This window comes from Polaribacter sp. MED152, from assembly GCF_000152945.2.
Lineage (GTDB): Bacteria > Bacteroidota > Bacteroidia > Flavobacteriales > Flavobacteriaceae > Polaribacter.
Map to the genome: position 1 here is coordinate 985,166 of NC_020830.1, position 23,274 is coordinate 1,008,439.

Annotated in this window: 8 protein-coding genes; 4 read left to right on the forward strand and 4 right to left on the reverse strand. The window is 33.3% G+C overall.

From position 1 onward, the window contains the following. Positions 1-6: 6 nt before the first annotated feature. The 3 genes from infB to rimP are packed head-to-tail and all read right to left on the reverse strand — an operon-like array spanning position 7 to position 4,604. Positions 7-2,814 carry a translation initiation factor IF-2 gene (gene infB, locus MED152_RS04480; RefSeq protein ID WP_015480676.1) on the reverse strand — a complete coding sequence of 936 codons (2,808 nt, stop codon included), beginning with the start codon at positions 2,812-2,814 and terminating at the stop codon, positions 7-9. A 60-nt stretch (positions 2,815-2,874) separates the two neighbouring features. After that, complete coding sequence (nusA, locus tag MED152_RS04485; RefSeq protein ID WP_015480677.1) at positions 2,875-4,131, reverse strand: transcription termination factor NusA; 1,257 nt, start codon at positions 4,129-4,131, stop codon at positions 2,875-2,877. An 11-nt stretch (positions 4,132-4,142) separates the two neighbouring features. After that, a complete protein-coding gene (rimP, locus tag MED152_RS04490) occupies positions 4,143-4,604 on the reverse strand; it encodes a ribosome assembly cofactor RimP (protein ID WP_015480678.1) in 462 nt (153 codons plus the stop codon). Positions 4,605-4,797: 193 nt separating this feature from the next. Between rimP and MED152_RS04495 the strand changes: the two genes are divergently transcribed. Further along, positions 4,798-5,628: a universal stress protein gene (locus tag MED152_RS04495; RefSeq protein WP_015480679.1), complete on the forward strand. Its 831-nt coding sequence runs from the start codon at positions 4,798-4,800 to the stop codon at positions 5,626-5,628. 3 nt (positions 5,629-5,631) lie between these two features. Here MED152_RS04495 and recR read toward each other — a convergent pair whose 3' ends face one another. Beyond that, entirely contained in the window at positions 5,632-6,249 is a 618-nt protein-coding gene (gene recR, locus MED152_RS04500; protein ID WP_015480680.1) for a recombination mediator RecR, read from the reverse strand. A 100-nt stretch (positions 6,250-6,349) separates the two neighbouring features. Between recR and MED152_RS04505 the strand changes: the two genes are divergently transcribed. The 3 genes from MED152_RS04505 to MED152_RS13855 all read left to right on the forward strand — a co-directional run bounded on the left by MED152_RS04505 (position 6,350) and on the right by MED152_RS13855 (position 23,122). Further along, positions 6,350-7,804, forward strand: a complete 1,455-nt coding sequence (locus MED152_RS04505) for a sodium:solute symporter (protein ID WP_015480681.1) — start codon at positions 6,350-6,352, stop codon at positions 7,802-7,804. A gap of 615 nt (positions 7,805-8,419) precedes the next feature. Next, on the forward strand, positions 8,420-17,053 hold the full coding sequence (locus tag MED152_RS04510; protein WP_015480682.1) for a choice-of-anchor A family protein: 8,634 nt from the start codon (positions 8,420-8,422) through the stop codon (positions 17,051-17,053). A 285-nt stretch (positions 17,054-17,338) separates the two neighbouring features. Continuing rightward, positions 17,339-23,122: a collagen-binding domain-containing protein gene (locus tag MED152_RS13855; protein WP_015480683.1), complete on the forward strand. Its 5,784-nt coding sequence runs from the start codon at positions 17,339-17,341 to the stop codon at positions 23,120-23,122. Positions 23,123-23,274 lie beyond the last annotated feature (152 nt).

Genomic DNA, 23,274 nt, shown 5'->3' on the forward strand with positions numbered 1-23,274 from the left:
AGAAATTTATTTCAATTTCTTCTTAACTGCTACTTCTTTGTAAGCTTCTATTGCATCACCTTCTTGAATATCATTATAGTTCTTAATTTGTAAACCACAATCATAACCTTTTGCTACTTCTCTAACATCGTCTTTAAAACGTTTTAATGAAGTTAAAACACCATCATGAACTACAATTCCATCTCTAATAACTCTAATTTGAGAATCTCTAAAGATTTTACCAGACATTACCATACAACCTGCAATGTTACCTACTTTAGAAATTTTATATACTTCTCTAATTTCAACATTACCAGTAACCTCTTCTTTCATTTCTGGAGATAACATTCCTTCCATGGCATCTTTAAGGTCATTAATTGCATCATAAATTATAGAGTATGTTCTAATATCAACTTCTTCTCTATCTGCTACAGCTCTTGCATTTCCTTGTGGTCTTACATTAAACCCAACAATAATAGCGTCTGAAGCTGTTGCTAGTAACACATCACTTTCTGTAATGGCACCAACACCTTTATGTAAAATATTAACCTGAATTTCTTCTGTAGATAATTTTTGGAAAGAGTTTGTTAATGCTTCTACTGAACCATCCACGTCTCCTTTTAATATAATATTTAATTCTTTGAAATCTCCAAGAGCAATACGTCTTCCTATTTCGTCTAACGTTAAAGTTTTTTGTGTTCTTACAGACTGTTCTCTTTGTAATTGTGAACGTTTTGTAGCTATCTGTTTTGCTTCTCTTTCGTCATCAAATACTAAGAACTTGTCTCCTGCTTGTGGAGCACCATCTAAACCTAATATAGAAACTGGTGTTGAAGGTCCTGCTTTTTTAAGTTTCTTACCTTTATCGTTAAACATAGCTTTTACTTTACCACTATGTTTACCAGCAAGAATATAATCACCTACTTTTAAAGTACCTGCTTGTACTAAAATAGTTGTTACATAACCTCTACCCTTATCTAATTGTGCTTCTACTACAGTACCAACTGCATTTTTATTAGGATTAGCTTTTAATTCTAATACCTCTGCTTCTAATAATACTTTTTCTAAAAGTTCATCAACACCTTGACCTGTTTTTGCTGAAATGTCTTGAGACTGGATATTTCCACCCCATTCTTCTATCAACAAATTCATTTGAGATAATTGTGTTTTTACATTATCTGGATTTGCGTTTGGTTTATCAATCTTATTAATTGCAAATATGATTGGAACACCTGCTGCTTGAGCGTGAGAAATAGCCTCTTTTGTTTGTGGCATTACATCATCATCTGCTGCTGCTACAATAATTACTAAATCTGTTACTTGAGCTCCTCTAGCACGCATTGCAGTAAAGGCTTCGTGACCTGGAGTATCTAAAAAGGCAATTTTTTGATCACCTACATTTACAGAATACGCTCCAATATGTTGCGTTATTCCTCCACTTTCTCCTTCAATTACATTTGCATTTCTAATATAATCTAATAAAGATGTTTTACCATGATCTACGTGACCCATTACAGTAATAATAGGCGCTCTAGTTTCTAAATCTTCTGGTTTATCTTCTACTTCTTCAATAGACTCTTCAACTTCTGCACCAACAAATTCTACTTTATAATTGAATTCTTCTGCAACAATTACTAAGGTCTCTGCATCTAAACGTTGGTTCATTGTAACCATCATTCCTAATGACATACATGCAGAAATAATATTGGTTACTGGCACATCCATCATAGTTGCAACTTCACTAACAGTAACAAATTCTGTTACTTTTAAGATTTTGTTGTCTAATTCTTGTGCTTCTAGTTCTGCTTCAGATTGTTCTCTTCTGGCATCACGTTTATTTCTACGATATTTAGCTCCTTTTCCTTTAGAAGATTTCCCTTGTAATTTCTCAAGAGTTTCTCTTACTTGTTTTTGGATTTCTGCTTCTGTTGGCTCTTCCTTTTTAACAGGAGTTCTTGTATTTGCTCTGCCTCTTGGCCCAGTTCCTCTTGGTCTGTTATTGTTAGAACCTCTGTTTCCTGTAGGTCTTCCTACTCCACCTCCACCAGGTTTGCTTATACGCTTACGCTTCTTTTTAGCATCTGTACCTGTTTTCTTAACCTCGGTTTTCTTCTTTTTAGGTTTTTCGAATTGTTTTAAATCAATCTTTTTACCTGTAAAGTTAGGACCATCTAATTTTTTGTATTGAGTTTTAATAGCTTCAGCATTTTCAGGCGTAACCTCACCTGATTTTTCTTCTGCTTTTGTAGCATCTGATTTGCCTTCTATTTTACTCTCTACTTTAGAAGCCACTTTTTCTATAGCAGAAATAGGCTTAGCCTTTTCTACTTTCTTAGTTTCTTTTGGAGCTTCTACTTTATCCTCAACAACTTTTTCTGCTTCTACCTTTTTCTCAGGAGTTGCTTCAACTTGTTTTGGTGCTTCTTTCTTAGGCGCTTCTTTAACTGGCTCAGGCTTTTCTGTAGGCTTTTTACCTGCATTATCGATATCGATTTTACCAACTGTTTTAAGCTCTAACTTTTCTGCTTTGGCTTTAAGAATTTCTTCTTTCTTCTCTTCTTCTGCTCTTTTCTTTTCTAACTTAGCTTCAAGTTCTAAACGAATTGCTTCTTTCTCTTTACGCTTTTCTTCGCCAACTTCTTTAGATGCAGCTTTTTTGTTTGCATCTGTTTCAAAGCCATCTTGCAACACTTGATAGATATCAGCAGAAATTTTAGTAGTTGGTCTTGCTTCTATTTCATGACCATTCTTTGCTAAATATTCAACTGCTCTATCAAGAGAAATGTTTAATTCTCTTAAAACTTTATTAAGCCTCATTGTTTTGCCTACAGACATATAATTCTTTTAACTTTATAATTGTAAAAATATAATTTTTACTTTGTTTCTACGCTATAATTAGTCCTCGAATTCCTCTTTTAAAATTCTTTGAACATCTATAATTGTTTCTTCCTCTAAATCAGTTCGTTTCACCAATTCTGCAACGCTTGTTTCCAACACACTTCTTGCAGTATCTAAACCAATTTTCTTGAATTCTGTAATAACCCAGTCTTCAATTTCGTCAATAAATTCTGTTAACTCTACGTCTTCTTCTTCTAAACCTTCTCTTTGAACGTCTATTTCGTAACCTGTTAACTCACTTGCTAATCTAATATTAACACCACCTCTACCAATTGCTTTAGAAACTTCTTCTGGTTTTAAAAGAACGCTTACACGACCTTTCTTACCATTTTTCTCTTCTTCATACATGGTAATTTCCATTGATGTTACTTTTGCTGGGCTAAGTGCTCTAGAGATAAATAATTGTTCGTTTTTAGTGTAATTGATAACATCTATGTTTTCATTACCTAATTCACGAACAATGCCATGTATTCTTGAACCTTTTACACCAACACAAGCTCCTACAGGATCAATTCTATCATCATAAGAATCTACAGCTACTTTTGCTTTTTCACCTGGAATTCTTGCAACACCTTCAACAGTTATTAAACCATCAAAAACTTCTGGAATTTCTTGTTCGAATAATTTATTTAAAAATGCTGGAGATGTTCTAGATAGAATTATTGCAGGTTTGTTACCTCTTAATTCTACAGTTTTAATTACACCTCTTACATTATCTCCTTTTCTAAAAAAGTCTGAACGTATTTGCTCACTTTTTGGTAACACAATTTCATTACCTTCATCATCTAACAATATAATTGCATTATGACGTATGTGATGCACTTCTGCACTGAATAATTCACCTTCTAAATCTTTAAATTGCTTAAAGATATTAGTACTATCGTGCTCGTAAATTTTAGAAATTAAGTTTTGACGTAAAGCTAAAATTGCTCTTCTTCCTAAATCGATTAATTTAACCTCTTCAGATACATCTTCTCCGATCTCAAAATCTGGCTCAATTTTTCTAGCTTCAGAAAGTTCTATCTCTTCATTATCATCTTCAGAAAAACCATCTGCAACAACAACTCTATTTCTCCAAATTTCTAAATCTCCTTTATCTGGGTTAATAATAATATCAAAATTATCATCTGAACCAAACTTACGCTTTAAAGCAGCTCTAAAAACTTCTTCTAAAATAGACATTAATGTTACTCTGTCTATACTCTTATTATCTTTAAATTCTGAAAACGAATCAATTAATGCTATATTTTCCATTACATCTTTACTTAAAATACAATCTTCACTTTTGCTTCTTTAATTTCTGTGTAAGTTAAAGTTGCCGATTTTTTTACGGTAACTTTACCCTTACCTATTGGTTTTGGTTCTCTTGCTTTCCAGTTTAGCACAATCTTTTCATCATCTGCCTCTACAAGAGTACCTTCTAATTCTTCTTCTGCAGTTTTTACTTTTAATATTCTATTGATATTTTTTACGTACTGCCTTTTTTCTTTCAATGGATGAGAAATGTCTGGAGTGGTTACTTCTAAAGAAAAATCTTCTTCTTCTCTATCTAAATTATGCTCTACATTTCTACTAATTCTAATGCATTCACTTAAAGGAACTCCATTATCACCATCTACTGTAACTTGAATTTTATTATTCTCAGAAATTGTTAAATCAATTAAAAATAGACTTTCATTTAAGGCCAAAGCTTCGTCTACTAAATCTTTAATTTTCTTATGATCCATATAAAAACTTGATAATCGATTAAAATATTCTTTTTGAGTATAAAAAGAGGGGACTTTAAGTCCCCTCATTTATCAAATTACTGCTAAATTCTGTGCAAATATACGAATTGTTTACTATTTAGCAAACGTAATTATATTCTATTTTTTTTCGTAACTTTAATTTATACAATTAATTAAATCAACCAAATCTATTATGGATAAAATATTAGTTCCTATCGATTTTTCTAAGAGATCTGAATTTGCCTGTAAAATGGCATCTAGAATTGCAAAGAAATCTAACAGCACAGTGTACTTATTGCATATGATAGAATTGCCATCTGGAATTGTAGACATGGGTGCAGGAAGCAACTTTAGTATTCCTGAAAGCATGTTGTATTTAAGAAAAATTAGAGATCGAATTTTAGAGTTTAAAACCGATTTTTTTGATGAAAGCTATGAAGTGCATCATGCCATTCGTTTTCAAAAACCATATGAGGGTATTTTGCAATATGCTGAAAAAATTGAAGCAGATTTAATTGTTATGGGTTCTAAGGGACATTCTGAATTTGAAGAAATTCTTATTGGTTCTAATACAGAAAAAGTAGTAAGAAGAGCTCATGTACCTGTTATTGTTGTTAAAAAAGATTCTAAGAAGTTTAGAATTAAAAACATTGTTTTTGCTTCTAACTTTAAAGACGATAGTAAAAAAGTAGTTTTTAGAAAGTTTCTAGATTTTGCTAATCATTTTAAAAGTGAAATTCATTTATTAAAAGTTACAACACCTACTAAATTTGAAAGCACTCACGATGCTACCGAAAAAATAGAAAACTTTATTAGGGAATTCGATTTACCTAAGTTCTCTATTAATATTTACAATGATGCTTCTATTGAGAAAGGTATTCTAAATTTTTCGAGAGATTTAAATGCAGATTTAATTGCATTAAGTACAAGTGGAAGAAGTGGACTATCTCACTTATTTTCTGCAAGTGTAACCAAATCACTATCTAAAAAAGCATTAAAGCCCATTTTAACAATTAAAGCGTAACCCTTAATTTTTTATAGATTGAGAAAAAGGAATTCTATTAACAATAGATCTTCCTAAAGTAACTTCATCTGCATACTCTAATTCGTCTCCTACAGAAATTCCGCGAGCTATGGTAGATGTTGTAATGTTGTATTTTTCTATCTGTTTATAAATATAGAAGTTGGTAGTATCACCTTCCATTGTTGAGCTCAAGGCAAATATCAACTCTTTAATTATGCCTTTTTCTACCTTATTTACTAAAGATTCTATTTGTAAATTCTGTGGCCCTATGCCTTCTATTGGAGAAATTTTACCACCCAAAACATGGTACAATCCCTTAAATTGAGAAGTACTTTCTATAGCCATAACATCTCTAATATCTTCTACCACACAAACAATTTCTTCATTTCTTTTAGGATTATTACAAATATCACACAAAACCGTATCTGAGATATTATGACATTTTTCACAAGATTTTACATCGTTTCTTAAATGCAACAAGGCTTCTGACAAATAACTTGTATTTTCTTTAGGCTGCTTTAATAAGTGCAGAACCAAACGTAAAGCTGTACGTTTACCAATACCTGGTAATCTTGAAACTTCGTTTACAGCATTCTCTAAAATTTTTGACGAAAAATCCATAGTTGCAAATTTAAATCATTCAAAAGAAAAGAATGAAGAAAAAATAAAAAAGACTGTTAAATAACATATATTCGTGCTTACAAAATTGAAATTTATACATATGCAGCCACTTCATATTTTACTTTTAATAATTGGTTATTTCTCTGTATTAATTCTTATTTCTTACGTTACTGGTAAATCTGCCAATAATGCTACGTTTTTTAAGGCAAACAATTCATCACCTTGGTATTTGGTTGCTTTTGGTATGATAGGCGCTTCACTTTCTGGAGTTACATTTATTTCTGTTCCTGGTTGGGTAGAAGCCCAAAGCATGAGTTACATGCAAATGGTTTTGGGCTATATAGTAGGTTATGCTGTTATTGGCTTAGTATTACTACCTCTTTATTATAAACTGAATTTAACATCAATTTACACCTATCTTCAAGATAGATTTGGAAATTATTCCTACAAAACTGGTGCTAGCTATTTTTTATTATCAAGAATCATTGGTGCTTCTTTTCGACTGTTTCTAGTAGCTAATGTTTTACAACTCTTATTGTTTGATGAATTTGGAATACCTTTTTGGATTACAGTAACCATAACAATACTATTAATTTGGTTGTATACGTTTAAAGGCGGAATTAAAACTATTGTTTGGACAGATACCCTACAAACACTATTTATGCTAATTGCAGTTGGCGTTTGTATTTACACCATTTCTAGTGAAATGGAAATTAGCAATTTATTTACTTATGTTACAGACAGTGAACTCTCTAAAACTTTCTTTTTTGATGATTTTAAATCTGGTGATTATTTTTGGAAACGATTTCTTGCAGGTGCATTTGTGGCTATTGTAATGACAGGATTAGACCAAGATATGATGCAAAAAAATCTTACTTGTAGAAATCTAAAGGATGCTCAAAAAAACATGTTTTGGTTTACAATAGTTTTAGTAGTTGTAAACTTCTTCTTTTTAGCTTTAGGAGTGTTACTAACAGATTACGCTCAAAAAAAAGGAATTGACGCACACAAAGACCAACTTTTTCCTATAATAGCAACCAAAGGTACTTTAGGTTTAGCTACAGCTATTTTCTTTCTACTAGGTTTAATAGCAGCAGCCTACTCTAGTGCAGATTCTGCATTAACTTCTTTAACCACCTCTTTTAGTATTGACATATTGGAAATAGACAAAAAAGAAAGCGCTGTTAATCAAGAAAAAATTAGAAAAAAAATACATATAATCTTCTCACTAATTTTAATTGTTACCATCTTAATTTTTAAATATTTTATTGCTGATGAAAGTGTGATTGCTAAGATATTTACCTTTGCAAATTACACCTATGGCCCATTATTAGGTTTGTATGCTTTTGGTCTTTTTACGAGGTTTAAATTAAAAGATAAATGGGTGCCATTCGTCTGTATCTTGTCTCCAATTATTACTTATTTATTGAACTACTATAGCTTAGAATTATACAATTTTAGCTTTGGTTTTGCATTGCTCATCGTTAATGGACTCGTCACTTTCATAGGTCTTTACACCGTTAAAAGTAGCCAAAAAAAGGCAATTATTGACTGATAATCAGCCATTTAATGAAAAGTTATTAACAGTTAATACAACTTAATTATCTGATTTTTAAGTATTTACACTCTAAACCCTAACTAAATGTTAATTTTTTAGTTTTAGAGTTAAGAAGAAATCATTATTTTTTTTACATTTGCATACTTATAAGAAGTACTCTTAAATTACTTGAATAACCCCAAATTCAGCAATTTACCCCTCATTGAACTTTTCATAAGCGAGTAAAATTCGTTTATTGTTCAGTTATCGAAATAATACTGTCCTTTAACGAAAAAATCACACCCCTAAGACCAAAATAAGATAATTTTGTTCTTGATAGTAAAGTATTAACCCTAAATTAAAACTTTTTCGATGAAGAAAAATTTACACCCTAATCCGCAAAACTCTCTGAGATCTTCAGTGAGCCAAAATTCAATTATTAACATAATTAAATCCGAATTAGATTTAGGCCAATTACTTTACTAAGGTAAAAGTATAGATTTTTAATGCTTTTTAATTAGCATACGAAATCAACGTCTAACTAACGATTCTACCCTAAGTTCGAAACCTCTAAAGTCTTGTTCATAAAGGAGAATAAAAGTTGTAACCCTATTTTATAACCTTTTTCACGCCATGAAAAAAATTACACAACCCCAAACGAAACAATTCGTTTTCTCTACTCTAGTAAAGAAATTGAATTCAAAAGTCTTATTAACATTTTTGCTTGCTACATTTTTAGGAGCATCAGGAGTTTTAGCACAAAATACTGCTAATCCTACTGGTAAGGAAAGCATCAGACAATCTAGCAACACAACTGCTAAGTCTGGCTCTAAAACTAATTATGAAGATTTTTCTAGCCTAAACAATTTTTCTACAAGTAGTAGAACAAATGTTTGTTCTCCAGAAAGTTCTTTATTAATTACTGAAGCAAGTTCTTGGGGTATTTCTAGGTCTACTATTAATAATAGTGGAATTCCTTCATTTTGTTTAAGTTTATATGATACTGCTCCAAAGGATGATGATGTATTTAATACTACATTGAATCCTGCAGCTGATATTAGCTTTAACAATAACAATTTATCTACAAGTTCAATTATAAACAAGGTTCAAAGAGTAATGAGTTTAATGAAGCATAATTCTTATGCTCCTAGCTCTGCTCCTTCTAGCTTAACAGATAATTTCTATAGAGCAATTGCTGTAGCAGTTTGGCACTACACAGATAATTTAGACACATCAAATTATAACTATCAATGGACAGGTGCAGATGGCAACACCTATTCTGTTAGCAATATTAAAACTTGGGTTAGTAATGGTACATTAAGTGCTTCAGATGCAATTTGGTTAGTTCCTGAAGATAATGATAGACAACCAGAGGTGATGTTGAACGAAAATACATCATCAAACTGTTGCCCAACTTCACCTACGTTAAATTTAAGCGCAGTTACACCAACAAATAATGACGGTTCTGTAAAAATCAATTCATCAAATACAACACAATTTTATGGCATTAGTACCTTAAACGCTGGCACATATGATGGGCCAACAACAATTGCTACTGCTACTGCTTTACCAAATTCTTTACCAGCAACAATAATTTCTAATGTATTGAATAATGGTGGAACTTATATAATTAGAGCCTTTTCTAATTTCGATGATTGTTTCACTGACTATACAATTACGGTTCCTGCAGGTACAGGATCTACTTGTACTAGCACTTACGCCTCATATCAAAAAGATGTAAATAATGTAAATGGAAAAAACAATGTAGCTGGTGCTCCAGATGGTAGCTTTGCTGAAATTCATAATAGCAACCAAACATTAGTTGTAGACTTTAATCAAACTTTTCCAGCAGGTACAGAATACAGAATAACTTGGAAAGTAAGAAGTGGAGTTAGTGGAACTGCTTATATAGATTTGTCTGAATCAACTTCATCGAACTCAAACTTTGTAAATCATCCTACTAGACCTCAAACTAACTCTAATAATTTTATCACTACAACTGTAACTTCAAACTCTAGCTTTAGATATGTTGCTTTTGATAAAGGAGATATTAACGATGTAGACTATGACATAGATGCTGTAGAAGTTATAGTATGTGTACCTTGTGAAGTAGCTGACAATACTACCAATACTACTACAATTACCGAAAATGAAACTAAAACTTTAAGCGGTACTCCAGCAGGAGGAACATTTTCTATTGTTTCTGGTGGTGGTTCTATCAACGGATCTACTTATACTCCAGATGATATTAATACAAATACAAATGTAGTAATTCGTTATTCTGTTGCAGCTAATGGAACTTGTTCAGCTACATCAGATGACATCACTTTTACAGTAACTCCTGTTTGTGATGTTGTTGCAGATAACACAACTACAACAGCCTCTATTACTGAAGCTGAAACAAAAACATTAAGTGGTTCTCCAGCAGGAGGAACATTCTCTATCGTTTCTGGTGGTGGTTCTATCAATGGAAACACTTACACTCCAGCAGACGTAAATGGCGACACTAGCGTAACAATTAGGTATACTATTGCTGCAGATGGTGATTGTGCTGCTACAACTGACGATGTTACTTTTTCTGTAAAAGTTTTACAATCTGTAACTGTTAGCAGTACAGATGTAACTTGTTATGGTTTAAATGACGGATCAATAACTTTTAACTTTGAAGATGCTACTACAAGAACTCATATTGAATTTAGTTTAGATGGTGGTTCTAATTTCTTTACCAAAGTTGCAGACGATTCTGGTAGTGTAACATACTCTAATCTTAGCCCTGGAACTTACGATGTATGGGTTAGATGGGGTAATGGTGAATATAAAAGAGACTTAGGTGCAAACGTAACTATTTCTCAACCAGCAGAAATTGTTGTTAACAATACAACTTCTACTGCTTCAATAACTGAAGGTCAAACTAAAACATTAACAGGAACTCCTGCAGGTGGTACTTGGTCTATTGTTTCTGGTGGTGGATCAATCAATGGAAGTACTTATTCTCCAGCTGACATCAATACAAACACAACTGTAAAACTAAGATATACAGTTGCAGGTTCTGGGTCTTGTTCGGATATTTCTGATGATGTAACATTTACAGTAACTCCTATTTGTGTTACTGCCAACAATACAATATCAACTGCTTCTATTAACGAAGGTGAGGCTAAAACATTAACAGGAACTCCTGCTGGTGGAACTTGGTCTATTGTTTCTGGTGGAGGCTCAATCAATGGAAATACTTATTCTCCAGCTGACATCAACACAAACACAACTGTAGTGATTCGTTATACAATTGCTGCTGATGGTGATTGTGCTGCTACAACTGATGATGTTACTTTTACAGTAACTCCTGTATGTGATGTAGTTGCTGACAATACAACTTCTACTGCTACCATCAACGAAGGTGAGGCTAAAACATTAACAGGTTCGCCTGCTGGTGGAACTTGGTCTATCGTTTCTGGCGGTGGTTCAATCAATGGAAACACTTATTCTCCAGCTGATATCAATACAAACACAACTGTAGTGATTCGTTATACAATTGCTGCTGATGGTGATTGTGCTGCTACAACTGACGATGTTACTTTTACAGTTACTCCTGTGTGTGACGTAGTTGCTGACAATACAACTTCTACTGCCTCAATTACTGAAGGTCAAACTAAAACTCTTACAGGAACTCCTGCCGGTGGAACTTGGTCTATTGTTTCTGGTGGAGGTTCTATCAATGGAAATACTTATTCTCCAGCTGACATCAATACAAACACAACTGTAGTGATTCGTTATACAATTGCTGCTGATGGTGACTGCGCTGCTACAACTGATGATGTTACTTTTACAGTAACTCCTGTATGTGATGTAGTTGCTAATAACACAACTTCTACTGCTACTATTAATGAAGGTGAGGCTAAAACATTAACAGGAACTCCTGCTGGTGGAACTTGGTCTATCGTTTCTGGTGGTGGTTCTATTTCTGGTTCAACTTATACTCCAGCTAATATTAACACAAACACAACTGTAGTGATTCGTTATACAATTGCTGCTGATGGTGATTGTGCTTCGACTACTGATGATGTTACTTTCACAGTAACTCCTGTGTGTGATGTAGTTGCTGACAATACAACTTCTACTGCTACTATTAATGAAGGTGAGGCTAAAACATTAACAGGTTCGCCTGCTGGTGGTACTTGGTCTATCGTTTCTGGTGGTGGATCAATCAATGGAAATACTTATTCTCCAGCTGATATCAATACAAACACAACTGTAGTGATTCGCTATACAATTGCTGCTGATGGTGATTGTGCTGCTACAACTGATGATGTAACTTTTACAGTAACTCCTGTATGTGATGTAGTTGCTGACAATACAACTTCTACTGCCTCAATTACTGAAGGTCAAACTAAAACTCTTACAGGAACTCCTGCCGGTGGAACTTGGTCTATCGTTTCTGGCGGTGGTTCAATCAATGGAAACACTTATTCTCCAGCTGATATCAATACAAACACAACTGTAGTTATTCGTTATACAATTGCTGCTGATGGTGACTGCGCTGCTACAACTGATGATGTTACTTTTACAGTAACTCCTGTATGTGATGTAGTTGCTAATAACACAACTTCTACTGCTACTATTAATGAAGGTGAGGCTAAAACATTAACAGGAACTCCTGCTGGTGGAACTTGGTCTATCGTTTCTGGTGGTGGTTCTATCAATGGAAATACTTATTCTCCTGCTGATATTAATACAAACACAACTGTAGTGATTCGTTATACAATTGCTGCTGATGGTGACTGCGCTGCTACAACTGACGATGTTACTTTTACAGTTACTCCTGTGTGTGACGTAGTTGCTGACAATACAACTTCTACTGCCTCAATTACTGAAGGTCAAACTAAAACTCTTACAGGAACTCCTGCTGGTGGAACTTGGTCTATCGTTTCTGGTGGAGGTTCTATCAATGGAAATACTTATTCTCCAGCTGATATCAATACAAACACAACTGTAGTGATTCGTTATACAATTGCTGCTGATGGTGATTGTGCTGCTACAACTGACGATGTTACTTTTACAGTTACTCCTGTGTGTGACGTAGTTGCTGACAATACAACTTCTACTGCCTCAATTACTGAAGGTCAAACTAAAACTCTTACAGGAACTCCTGCTGGTGGTACTTGGTCTGTCGTTTCTGGTGGTGGATCAATCAATGGAAATACTTATTCTCCAGCTGATATCAATACAAACACAACTGTAGTGATTCGTTATACAATTGCTGCTGATGGTGATTGTGCTGCTACAACTGATGATGTTACTTTTACAGTAACTCCTGTGTGTGATGTAGTTGCTGATAATACAACGTCTACTGCTTCAATAACTGAAAGTCAAACTAAAACATTAACAGGTTCGCCTGCTGGTGGTACTTGGTCTATCGTTTCTGGTGGAGGGTCAATCTCTGGTTCAACTTATACACCAGCTGATATCAATACAAACACAACTGTAGTGATTCGTTATACAATTGCTGCTGATGGTGATTGTGCTGCTACAACTGATGATGTTACTTTTACAGTAACTCCTGTGTGTGATGTAGTTGCTGACAATACAACTTCTACTGCTTCAATAACTGAAGGTCAAACTAAAACATTATCAGGTTCGCCTGCTGGTGGTACTTGGTCTATCGTTTCTGGTGGAGGGTCAATCTCTGGTTCAACTTATACACCAGCTGATATCAATACAAACACAACTGTAGTGATTCGTTATACAATTGCTGCTGATGGTGATTGTGCTGCTACAACTGATGATGTTACTTTTACAGTAACTCCTGTGTGTGATGTAGTTGCTGACAATACAACTACAGCTACTACAATTAATGAAGGGCAAACTAAAACTCTTACAGGTAATCCTACAGGTGGAACGTTCACAGTAGTTTCTGGTGGAGGAACTATAAACGGAAATATTTATACTCCTGCTGATGTATCTACAGATACTACAGTAGTGATTCGTTATACAATTGCTGCTGATGGTGACTGTGCTGCTTCATCTGACGATGTTACTTTTACGGTTACAGAAGGTGGTTGTAATCAATCTCCAACTGATGCTGCTTTAGGATTTAACGTATTTACTTTAGAAGGTTTACAATTATCTACTAATGAAACTGAAGGTAGTGTTGCTACAGGTGGTGACTTGACTATTTCAGGAAACTATCAAATAACGACTAATGACCCTGGTTCTTTCCAAGTAAACAATGTAACTGTTGGTTTAGTTGTTGGTGGAAAAGTAAATTATCAATCAGGAAATTCTTTACAAATCAACCAAAATACTTATGTAAAAATTGGTGAAAGTAATGGATCTGTTGTTTGGTATAAAGATCAAAACAATGCATTTTCTCCTATTAGAGTTACTAAAAACTCAAGCTACAATTCTTCACCAAGAATTAGTTTACAAGCAAATGCAAATCAATTAAACGTATCATCTACAAATAATCCAATATTTGAGAGTAACGTAATAGATTTTGCTAGCGCATTTCAAACATTAAGAGGTAACTCTACAAATTTATCTCAATATGCAAACAATGCTCAGTTAACAAATCCTAATGGGCAACCAATTTCGAACACTAACTTACCAAATCAAGTAAAAATTAATTTACAAGCTGGTGTTAATTATCTAAACGTAACTGGTTCAGATTTAAATAACGTAAGTGTATTTACTTATAACAATAAGCCTAGTGCAACTAATATTTTAGTAATAAATGTAGATGCTGCAGGATCTTTTGATTGGACCGTTTGGAATCAAGCAGGCGTTGGTCAGCAAGATGCACCTTATATTATTTACAACTTTTATAACACAACTACTTTAAATGTTGTCGGTAACTCTACAGTTGTAGGTTCTTTATTTGCTCCTTTTGCAGATATAAACAAAACTGTAAACCAATCTAACATAGAAGGTCAGGTTATTGGAAAATCATTTAATCATGCAGGTGGAGAAGTACACTCAGCCAATTTTGTTCCAACAATTTCTGGTTGTACTACTAGTACAGGTGTTGCACCAACTGCAGAGTTCAATGTAAACTTGAATAACCAATGTTTTGATGGTAACTCATTCGAATTCACAAATACATCAAATACTGGTAACACATCGCAACCAAATGACCCTATTACGTATGCTTGGGATTTTGGAGATGGTACTACTAGTACGTTAATGAGTCCTACTAAAACGTATGCAAATTCTGGTACATATACTGTAACCATGACTGCTACTAATGGTGTTGGTTCAGATACAACCACAACTCAAGTAACTGTTAAACAAGATTTAGACATTACATTAACAATTAACTCTACAAGTAATGGTGATGGAAGTGTTACAAAAACTTTCACAGTAGATAATCCAGCTGTATTCCAAACTTATGATTGGTCTTTAGTTGAATCTGATGGAACATTAGTTGCCAATCTTGGTACAAATGTAACTACAGTAAATGCAACTATTACAGATGCTGGTTTATACTATGTAGAAATTGTTGCTGAAGATCAAAATGGATGTACTAAAACACACAGATTCCCTGTAACAGTAACTTCAGGAGAAGTTACAGGAGGTAATTCTGGTGGAGTTGAGTCTGAGTCTTTAGGAGATGCAATCTCTAAGATTTATGTGGGTAGAAAAAAGAACTCTGTTCCTACAACTTTCGTAAAATCTGATGCTAATCTTTACAACAAAGCTAAGATGAAAGCTGAGCAGCCTTATCAAGGTAAAGGGCAAACTATGTTAGACATGTTCCCTACTGAATTAGTAGCTGGTAATATCGCTAATGTTACCTCTCCTACTGATATCTTAGATTACACAATAGCTGATGAAGTATTATCTGTAGATTTCTCTTTAGATGGTAAAACCAAAGGGGTAGTTTTAGGTGTGAAAACATCAGATAAAATCTATAACCATACCAAGGCCTCTTGTGATAGATTAAGAGGTGCTGAAATCTTAAACATTCAAACTGTACAATTAGAAGGTTACAACTTCTTAATGCAAGGTATTAAGCAAAGAAATGGTGTTGTAGAATATGCGATCTCTTTTGCAACTGCTAAGAATAATAACGATACTAATTATACCATTCAAACCAATTGGTATGTAAACAACTACATCAAGTTTAACGATGTATATAACTTCCAGGTTTGGACTACAAACCCTGCTGATACTCAAAAATTAGTAGTAGATATTTTAAACAACTTAAAAGCATTTATTCCTGTAACTCAAACAGAAGTGCAGAAAGTGCCTAAAACATATGCTGCTAAGATTTCCAGAGAGAAAAATGAACTTGTAGTACTTTTAAGAAGCACTCAAAAAGGATTGAATACTGAGATCTCTATGGAAGAAATCTACTCTGAGACTGCTAACAATGTGAAGTTTAGATATAACCCAGTAAACACAGAGTTAGAGCAAACTTTAAGAGTAGACATTGCTGATGGATATGAGTATGATGGTTTAGTAAAAGTAGATGGTGAAGTTGAAGATGCCTTTTATCATGCAGATGGTAACTGGGGATTAGATTTCGATTCAAACTATACTAAAATTAAAGAGTACTTTGTATCAAATAGTTTTGATAGAATCTATCAAGATGATGAGCATGCTATCAACAGGAACGTAGCACTTAGAGCAACGAGTGATTTTGATTACTTAACACTTTACAAATCTTTATTACCTGGTACTTTAGCTGCTGATTATTCTGAGTACAACTACTTATCATTCACAGCAAAAGGTTCTGGACTAATTGAATTAGGTTTAATTAAAAAATCTATTGAAGATTGGAAAGCACAATATAGAGTAATGGTAGATTTATCTGAAGAAGAGCAAACTTATTATGTACCTTTCGATATCTTTACATCTAGTGCTAGTCAAGAAAAATTAACAGCTGAAGATTTAACAACATTATTATTTACGTTCTTACCTGTTGAGGCGCAAACAAAAGAGTTAGATTTAACAATCTCTGATGTAAAGTTCACCAAAATAGCAGTTGAAGATCAAATTGTAAATAAAATTGAGAAGTTTGAAAATGAATTTATGGCATATCCAAACCCTTCTCAAGGTAATGTAAACTTGTTACTATTTAGTCAAGTAGATACTGAAGCAACTGTAACTTTAACAGATATTACTGGTAAAACTATTTACAAAGAAAACGTAAACTTAAATACTGGTAAAAATGAACTAGACTTTAACTTTAGAGTTAAAACTGGTGTAATGTTACTAAAAGTAGCTAGTAAAGAAACAAACTATGGTACATCTAAAATAATCTTTAGATAAAACATATAAAATATCAATAGTCGAAATAATTTTTAGGGGTATTAATTTTTAGACTACTTGATCCCAAGAGCTGACTTACGTCAGCTCTTTTTTTTTGTATTGCATACTGGTTTAATTAAACTTACTTGCGAATAAAAGATAAAAACACTGCTCAATTACTTGATTTTCATATAAATTACGTTAAACTTATTATAAAAAATGTATATTTGCTACACCCCAAAATTTATTAATACCCTATTTCAACTTTAGATTATTATTATAATCTACTAAAATGTTACATCCCTAATGGATTACATCAATGAAACTGTGGTTAATAAAAAGAACTTCTCACTGCTTAAAATTGCAGCAACGTTTTTATTTATTTTCTTTTCAACCTTAAACGTAAATGCGCAATGTGTCAATGCTACAGATTGTGATGGAGATGGTATTGCCAATAGTATCGATTTAGATGATGATAATGATGGCATCTTAGATATAGATGAGTTTAGTTGCCCACCTTTGGCATCTGGTACAATTACATCATTTATTATAGAAAATAAACCACAAACAGCGTCTACCAAAACTGTAAACTCTTTTTCAAACTCGGCTTCACCATTTTCTCAAAACACTTCTTATACCCTATCTTATGGAACAAGTTTAGGAAAACGTTTAGAAGGTTTTGTTCTAAGTTCTGGAAATACAATTAAGGTAGACGAAGATGCATCTGTTGGTAACATTACCTTTAGAAGAGCTACAAGTGGTACTGCTCCTACCAACCAAATTATTTGGATTGAAAATGATGGCCATTCAAGTACTGCTAACGCAACTCAATTACATACAACAGAAGTAAACAACATGGCTGAAACCTTTTCGCATGGATTTTACAATGTAGGTAGTGATAATGTGTTTGATAATAGTATGTCTTCTCAAAACAATAATAATATAGAAAGAGTAGATGTAGTTTTTGATGATGGTTATTATATTAACTCGAATACTAATCAATACGTAACTGTTGGTGAAAGAGGAAAAAACAATTTTATTGATATTGCAATTATTACTAGTATAGATAATAATGGTACACCAACTTCTTATAGTTCGGTTTACAGAGTGACCACAAGTTCTATGACAACCATAGAAAAGTTACCCTCTACAGTATTAAGAAAAGAAATATCAGATACAGAATTCAGACCAAGCACAGCATTAAATCAAGATGTAGCAATAAGAGCGGTTAATTTTGCAGATTTCGGAGTTGCAAACGGAACCACAGTTTATGGGTACTCTATTTTTCCTCCAGATTACAACACAGCTAACCTTTTAGATTGGACAACTTTTCCAACCAATACAAACCCCTCATTAGGTGGTTTAGATTTGGTTTTGTTCAACTATTTTTCATCAGATTGTATAAGCAGAGATACAGATGGAGATGGCCTACCAGATAGTAAAGACACAGATTCAGATAATGATGGATGTCCAGATGCTATTGAAGCAAATAATTCGTATACATCAGCCACCGTAAATAATACGCTTGTTGGTGGTAGTAATGGAGGTAGTTTACTCAACTTCCCTACTCCTGTTAATAATAATGGAATTCCAACTGCAGTAGGTACTACAGTAGGTGGTTCTGAGGTTTCTGGACAATCAACTAGCAGTAAGGTTACAACTGCAGAACAAATTACAGTTAATACAGCTCCAACAAGTTTAACAGTTAATGAGAATGATAATGCTTCTTTTACAGTTAGTGCTTCATCAATATCAACAACTACTTTTGCTGCAGGAAATCCCAATTATACAATTCCACCAGGTACAAATAGCACAGCCAACCTAACCTACAAATGGTTTAAAAATTCGGCTTCTTCATCTATTCTATCTACTAATACAACCTTAAACTTAGGTACTGTTGGTTTTTCTGATGCTGGAGATTACACCTTACAGATATTTGCTGTAGACAATGTTTGCCCTGAAGAAATAACAGTTACTTTAACTGTAAATGATGTTCCAACAGCATCTAATGACACAGCAACAGTAAATGAAAACAGCCCTGCAAACACTATAGATGTTTTAAATAACGATACTTTTGGGAACGATGGGCCTAATACTGGTGCAATTTCTTTACCCAATGCAACATCTAGTAATGGAGGAACCTTGTCTGTAGATGATAATGGAACACCAAATGATCCAACAGACGATACTATATTATATACACCAAATTCAGGTTTCACTGGTAATGATACCTTTGATTACACCATAACAGATGCTAATGGAGATACTTCAACAGCAACAGTTACTGTAACAGTAAACACTGTTTTTAACTGTAATCAAAGTCCAACTGCACCTGCCCAAGGTTTTAATGTCTTTGTAGAAGAAAATTTAGAAGTGGTTGAAAATGAGAGTAAAGGTGCTGTAGCAGTAGGTGAAAACTTAACTATAAAAGGTAATTACAATGTAGCTTCTGATGATTGTGGAGATTTTGATACAAATGGATTAAAAACAGGTCTATTAGTAAACGGTCGTGTAAATTACCCATTAAATACGGTAATTAATACAGATGATGATGAGTGTAATTGTGGAGATCCAACCATTGTGAATAATGGAAGTTTTGAACAAGGAGCAAATCCATCTACTTGGACATTAAAGAATGAAGTTGATATACCTGGTTGGTATACTACTGCTACTGACAATAAAATTGAGATTTGGAAATCTGGTTTTCAAGGTAAAAATGCACAAAGTGGTAATTTTATTGCTGAAATAAATGCAACACAAAGAGCTGCACTATATCAAGTTATTTGTGCTGAGCCAGGCTCTGTATTAAATTGGTCTATATGGCATAGAGGAAGACGTGGAATTGATGTAGCTGATGTAAAAATTGGGGTGTCTTTAAATTCTGCAACTACTGTAAGTACAATGAGTACCGATCAAAATGCATGGCAAAATTATACAGGTTCATATACAGTGCCTGCAGGAGAAAATAAAGTTTATTTTGTATTTCAAGCGGTTTCTAGCCAACCATACAACAACTTATCTTATGGTAATTTAATTGATAATTTTGAAGTAACTAAAACAACTCAGGGAGTATGCCCAACAGGAGGTACAAATCCTGCTGGTTTGTTAACTGTAGTAAATCCTAATTATTATACTAAAATAGGAAACAGTAATGGTTCTGTGGCATGGTATTTTGATCAAAATAATGCACCAGCAAACATGAGAATAACTCCAAATGGAACTTATAACTCTTCTTCAAGAATTCAAATGAATAACAACTCACCTACTTATGGAGTGAGTGCAGGAAATAACCCTGTTTATGAAAATAATTTAATCGATTTTTCTAGTGCTTTCCAAAGCCTAAGAACAAATGCCACTAATTTAGCATTAAATGCCAATAATGCTGTTTTAGAGGATGATAATGGAAATTCTATTTCCAACACCAATTTAGCAAATCATACAGAAATATTCTTAAATAACGGTATCAATTATTTAAACATTACTGGTGCAGAATTAAATGCTACAAGTATTTTCGAAGCACAAAGAAATGCCAACGCAGATCGAATTTTAATAATTAATGTAGATGCCCCAGGAACATTTAATTGGAATGTTTGGGAGCAAAGAGGTTTTAGTGCGATAGACAGCCCTTATGTAATGTATAATTTCTCGAATACTACTGAACTGAATTTAGTTGGATCAGAAGAAATTTACGGAACTATTTTTGCACCAAATGCCGCTATAGAAAAATCAGTAAATAAAGAAGATATATTTGGTCAAGTAATTGCAAAATCTTTAATTCATGATGGTGGTACAATTCACTGTCAAAAATTTGCAGCAACCACAACTTGTCCACCAATTGTAGGTGTTGCTCCAACACCAGATTTTAACATCAATGTAAATCCACAATGTTTTGTAGAGAATGATTTTTCTTTCGAAAACACAACGCATACAGGAGGAACTGTGCAACCAGATGCACCAATTACTTATTTATGGAGTTTTGGAGATGGTACTACTAGTACAGAAATGAATCCTGATAAATACTATGCAAATGATGGTACATATACAGTTACACTTACAGCTACAAATACCTATGGCTCAAATTCAACAACCCAACAAGTTATAGTATTACCAGTTTTAGAACCGATTGTGAGCGTAACAACTTTACCATCTACAGGAGGTAAAATTGTAAAAACATTTACTATTGATAATGCAAGTTCATTTACTTCTTTCTCTTGGACATTACCAGGAAGTGGGCCAGGAAGTGGACCAGGAAAGTTTCAAAACACTAATCCAATAACACAAGAATTTACAGAAGCTGGTTCATTTATTGTTGCAGTTACTGCCACAAGTAATGATTGTACTATAACTATCGACATTCCAGTTACTATAACCTCTGGAGAAGTTACAGGAGGTAATTCTGGTGGAGTTGAGTCTGAGTCTTTAGGAGATGTAATCTCTAAGATTTATGTGGGTAGAAAAAAGAACTCTGTTCCTACTACTTTCGTAAAATCTGATGCTAATCTGTACAACAAGGCTAAGATGAAAGCTGAGCAGCCTTATCAAGGTAAAAGGCAAACAATGTTAGACATGTTCCCTACTGAATTAGTAGCTGGTAATATCGCTAATGTGACCTCTCCTACTGATATCTTAGATTACACAATAGCTGATGAAGTATTGTCTGTAGATTTCTCTTTAGATGGTAAAACAAAAGGGGTAGTATTAGGTGTAAAAACATCAGATAAAATCTACAACCATACCAAAGCTTCTTGTGATAGATTAAGAGGTGCTGAAATCTTAAACATTCAAACTGTACAATTAGAAGGTTACAACTTCTTAATGCAAGGTATTAAGCAGAGAAATGGTGTTGTAGAATATGCGATCTCTTTTGCAACTGCTAAGAATAATAACGATACTAATTATACTATTCAAACCAACTGGTATGTAAACAACTACATCAAGTTTAACGATGTATATAACTTCCAGGTTTGGACTACAAACCCTGCTGATACTCAAAAATTAGTAGTAGATATTTTAAACAACTTAAAAGCATTTATTCCTGTGACTCAAACAGAAGTGCAGAAAGTGCCTAAAACTTATGCTGCTAAAATTTCTAGAGAGAAAAATGAACTTGTAGTACTTTTAAGAAGCACTCAAAAAGGATTGAATACTGAGATCTCTATGGAAGAAATCTACTCTGAGACTGCTAACAATGTGAAGTTTAGATATAACCCAGTAAACACAGAGTTAGAGCAAACTTTAAGAGTAGACATTGCTGATGGATATGAGTATGATGGTTTAGTAAAAGTAGATGGTGAAGTTGAAGATGCCTTTTATCATGCAGATGGTAACTGGGGATTAGATTTTGATTCAAACTATACTAAAATTAAAGAGTACTTTGTATCAAATAGTTTTGATAGAACCTATCAAGATGATGAGCATGCTATCAACAGAAACGTAGCACTTAGAGCAACGAGTGATTTTGATTACTTAACACTATACAAATCTTTATTACCTGGTACTTTAGCTGCTGATTATTCTGAGTACAACTACTTATCATTCACAGCAAAAGGTTCTGGACTAATTGAATTAGGTTTAATTAAAAAATCTATTGAAGATTGGAAAGCACAATATAGAGTAATGGTAGATTTATCTGAAGAAGAGCAAACTTATTATGTACCTTTCGATATCTTTACATCTAGTGCTAGTCAAGAAAAATTAACAGCTGAAGATTTAACAACATTATTATTTACTTTCTTACCTGTTGAGGCGCAAACAAAAGAGTTAGATTTAACAATCTCTGATGTAAAGTTCACCAAAATTGCAGTTGAAGATCAAATTGTAAATAAAATTGAGAAGTTCGAAAATGAATTTATGGCATATCCAAACCCTTCTCAAGGTAATGTAAACTTGTTACTATTTAGTCAAGTAGATACTGAAGCAACTGTAACTTTAACAGATATTACTGGTAAAACCATTTACAAAGAAAACGTAAACTTAAATACTGGTAAAAATGAACTAGACTTTAACTTTAGAGTTAAAACTGGTGTAATGTTACTAAAAGTAGCTAGTAAAGAAACAAACTATGGTACATCTAAAATTATCTTTAGATAAAAACATATAAAATATCAATAGTCGAAATAATTTTTAGGGGTATTAATTTTTAGACTACTTGATCCCAAGAGCTGACTTACGTCAGCTCTTTTTTTTGCTATTTATATTTTCTATTTCTTTGAAATCATTCGTATTTTTACATTATAAAATTT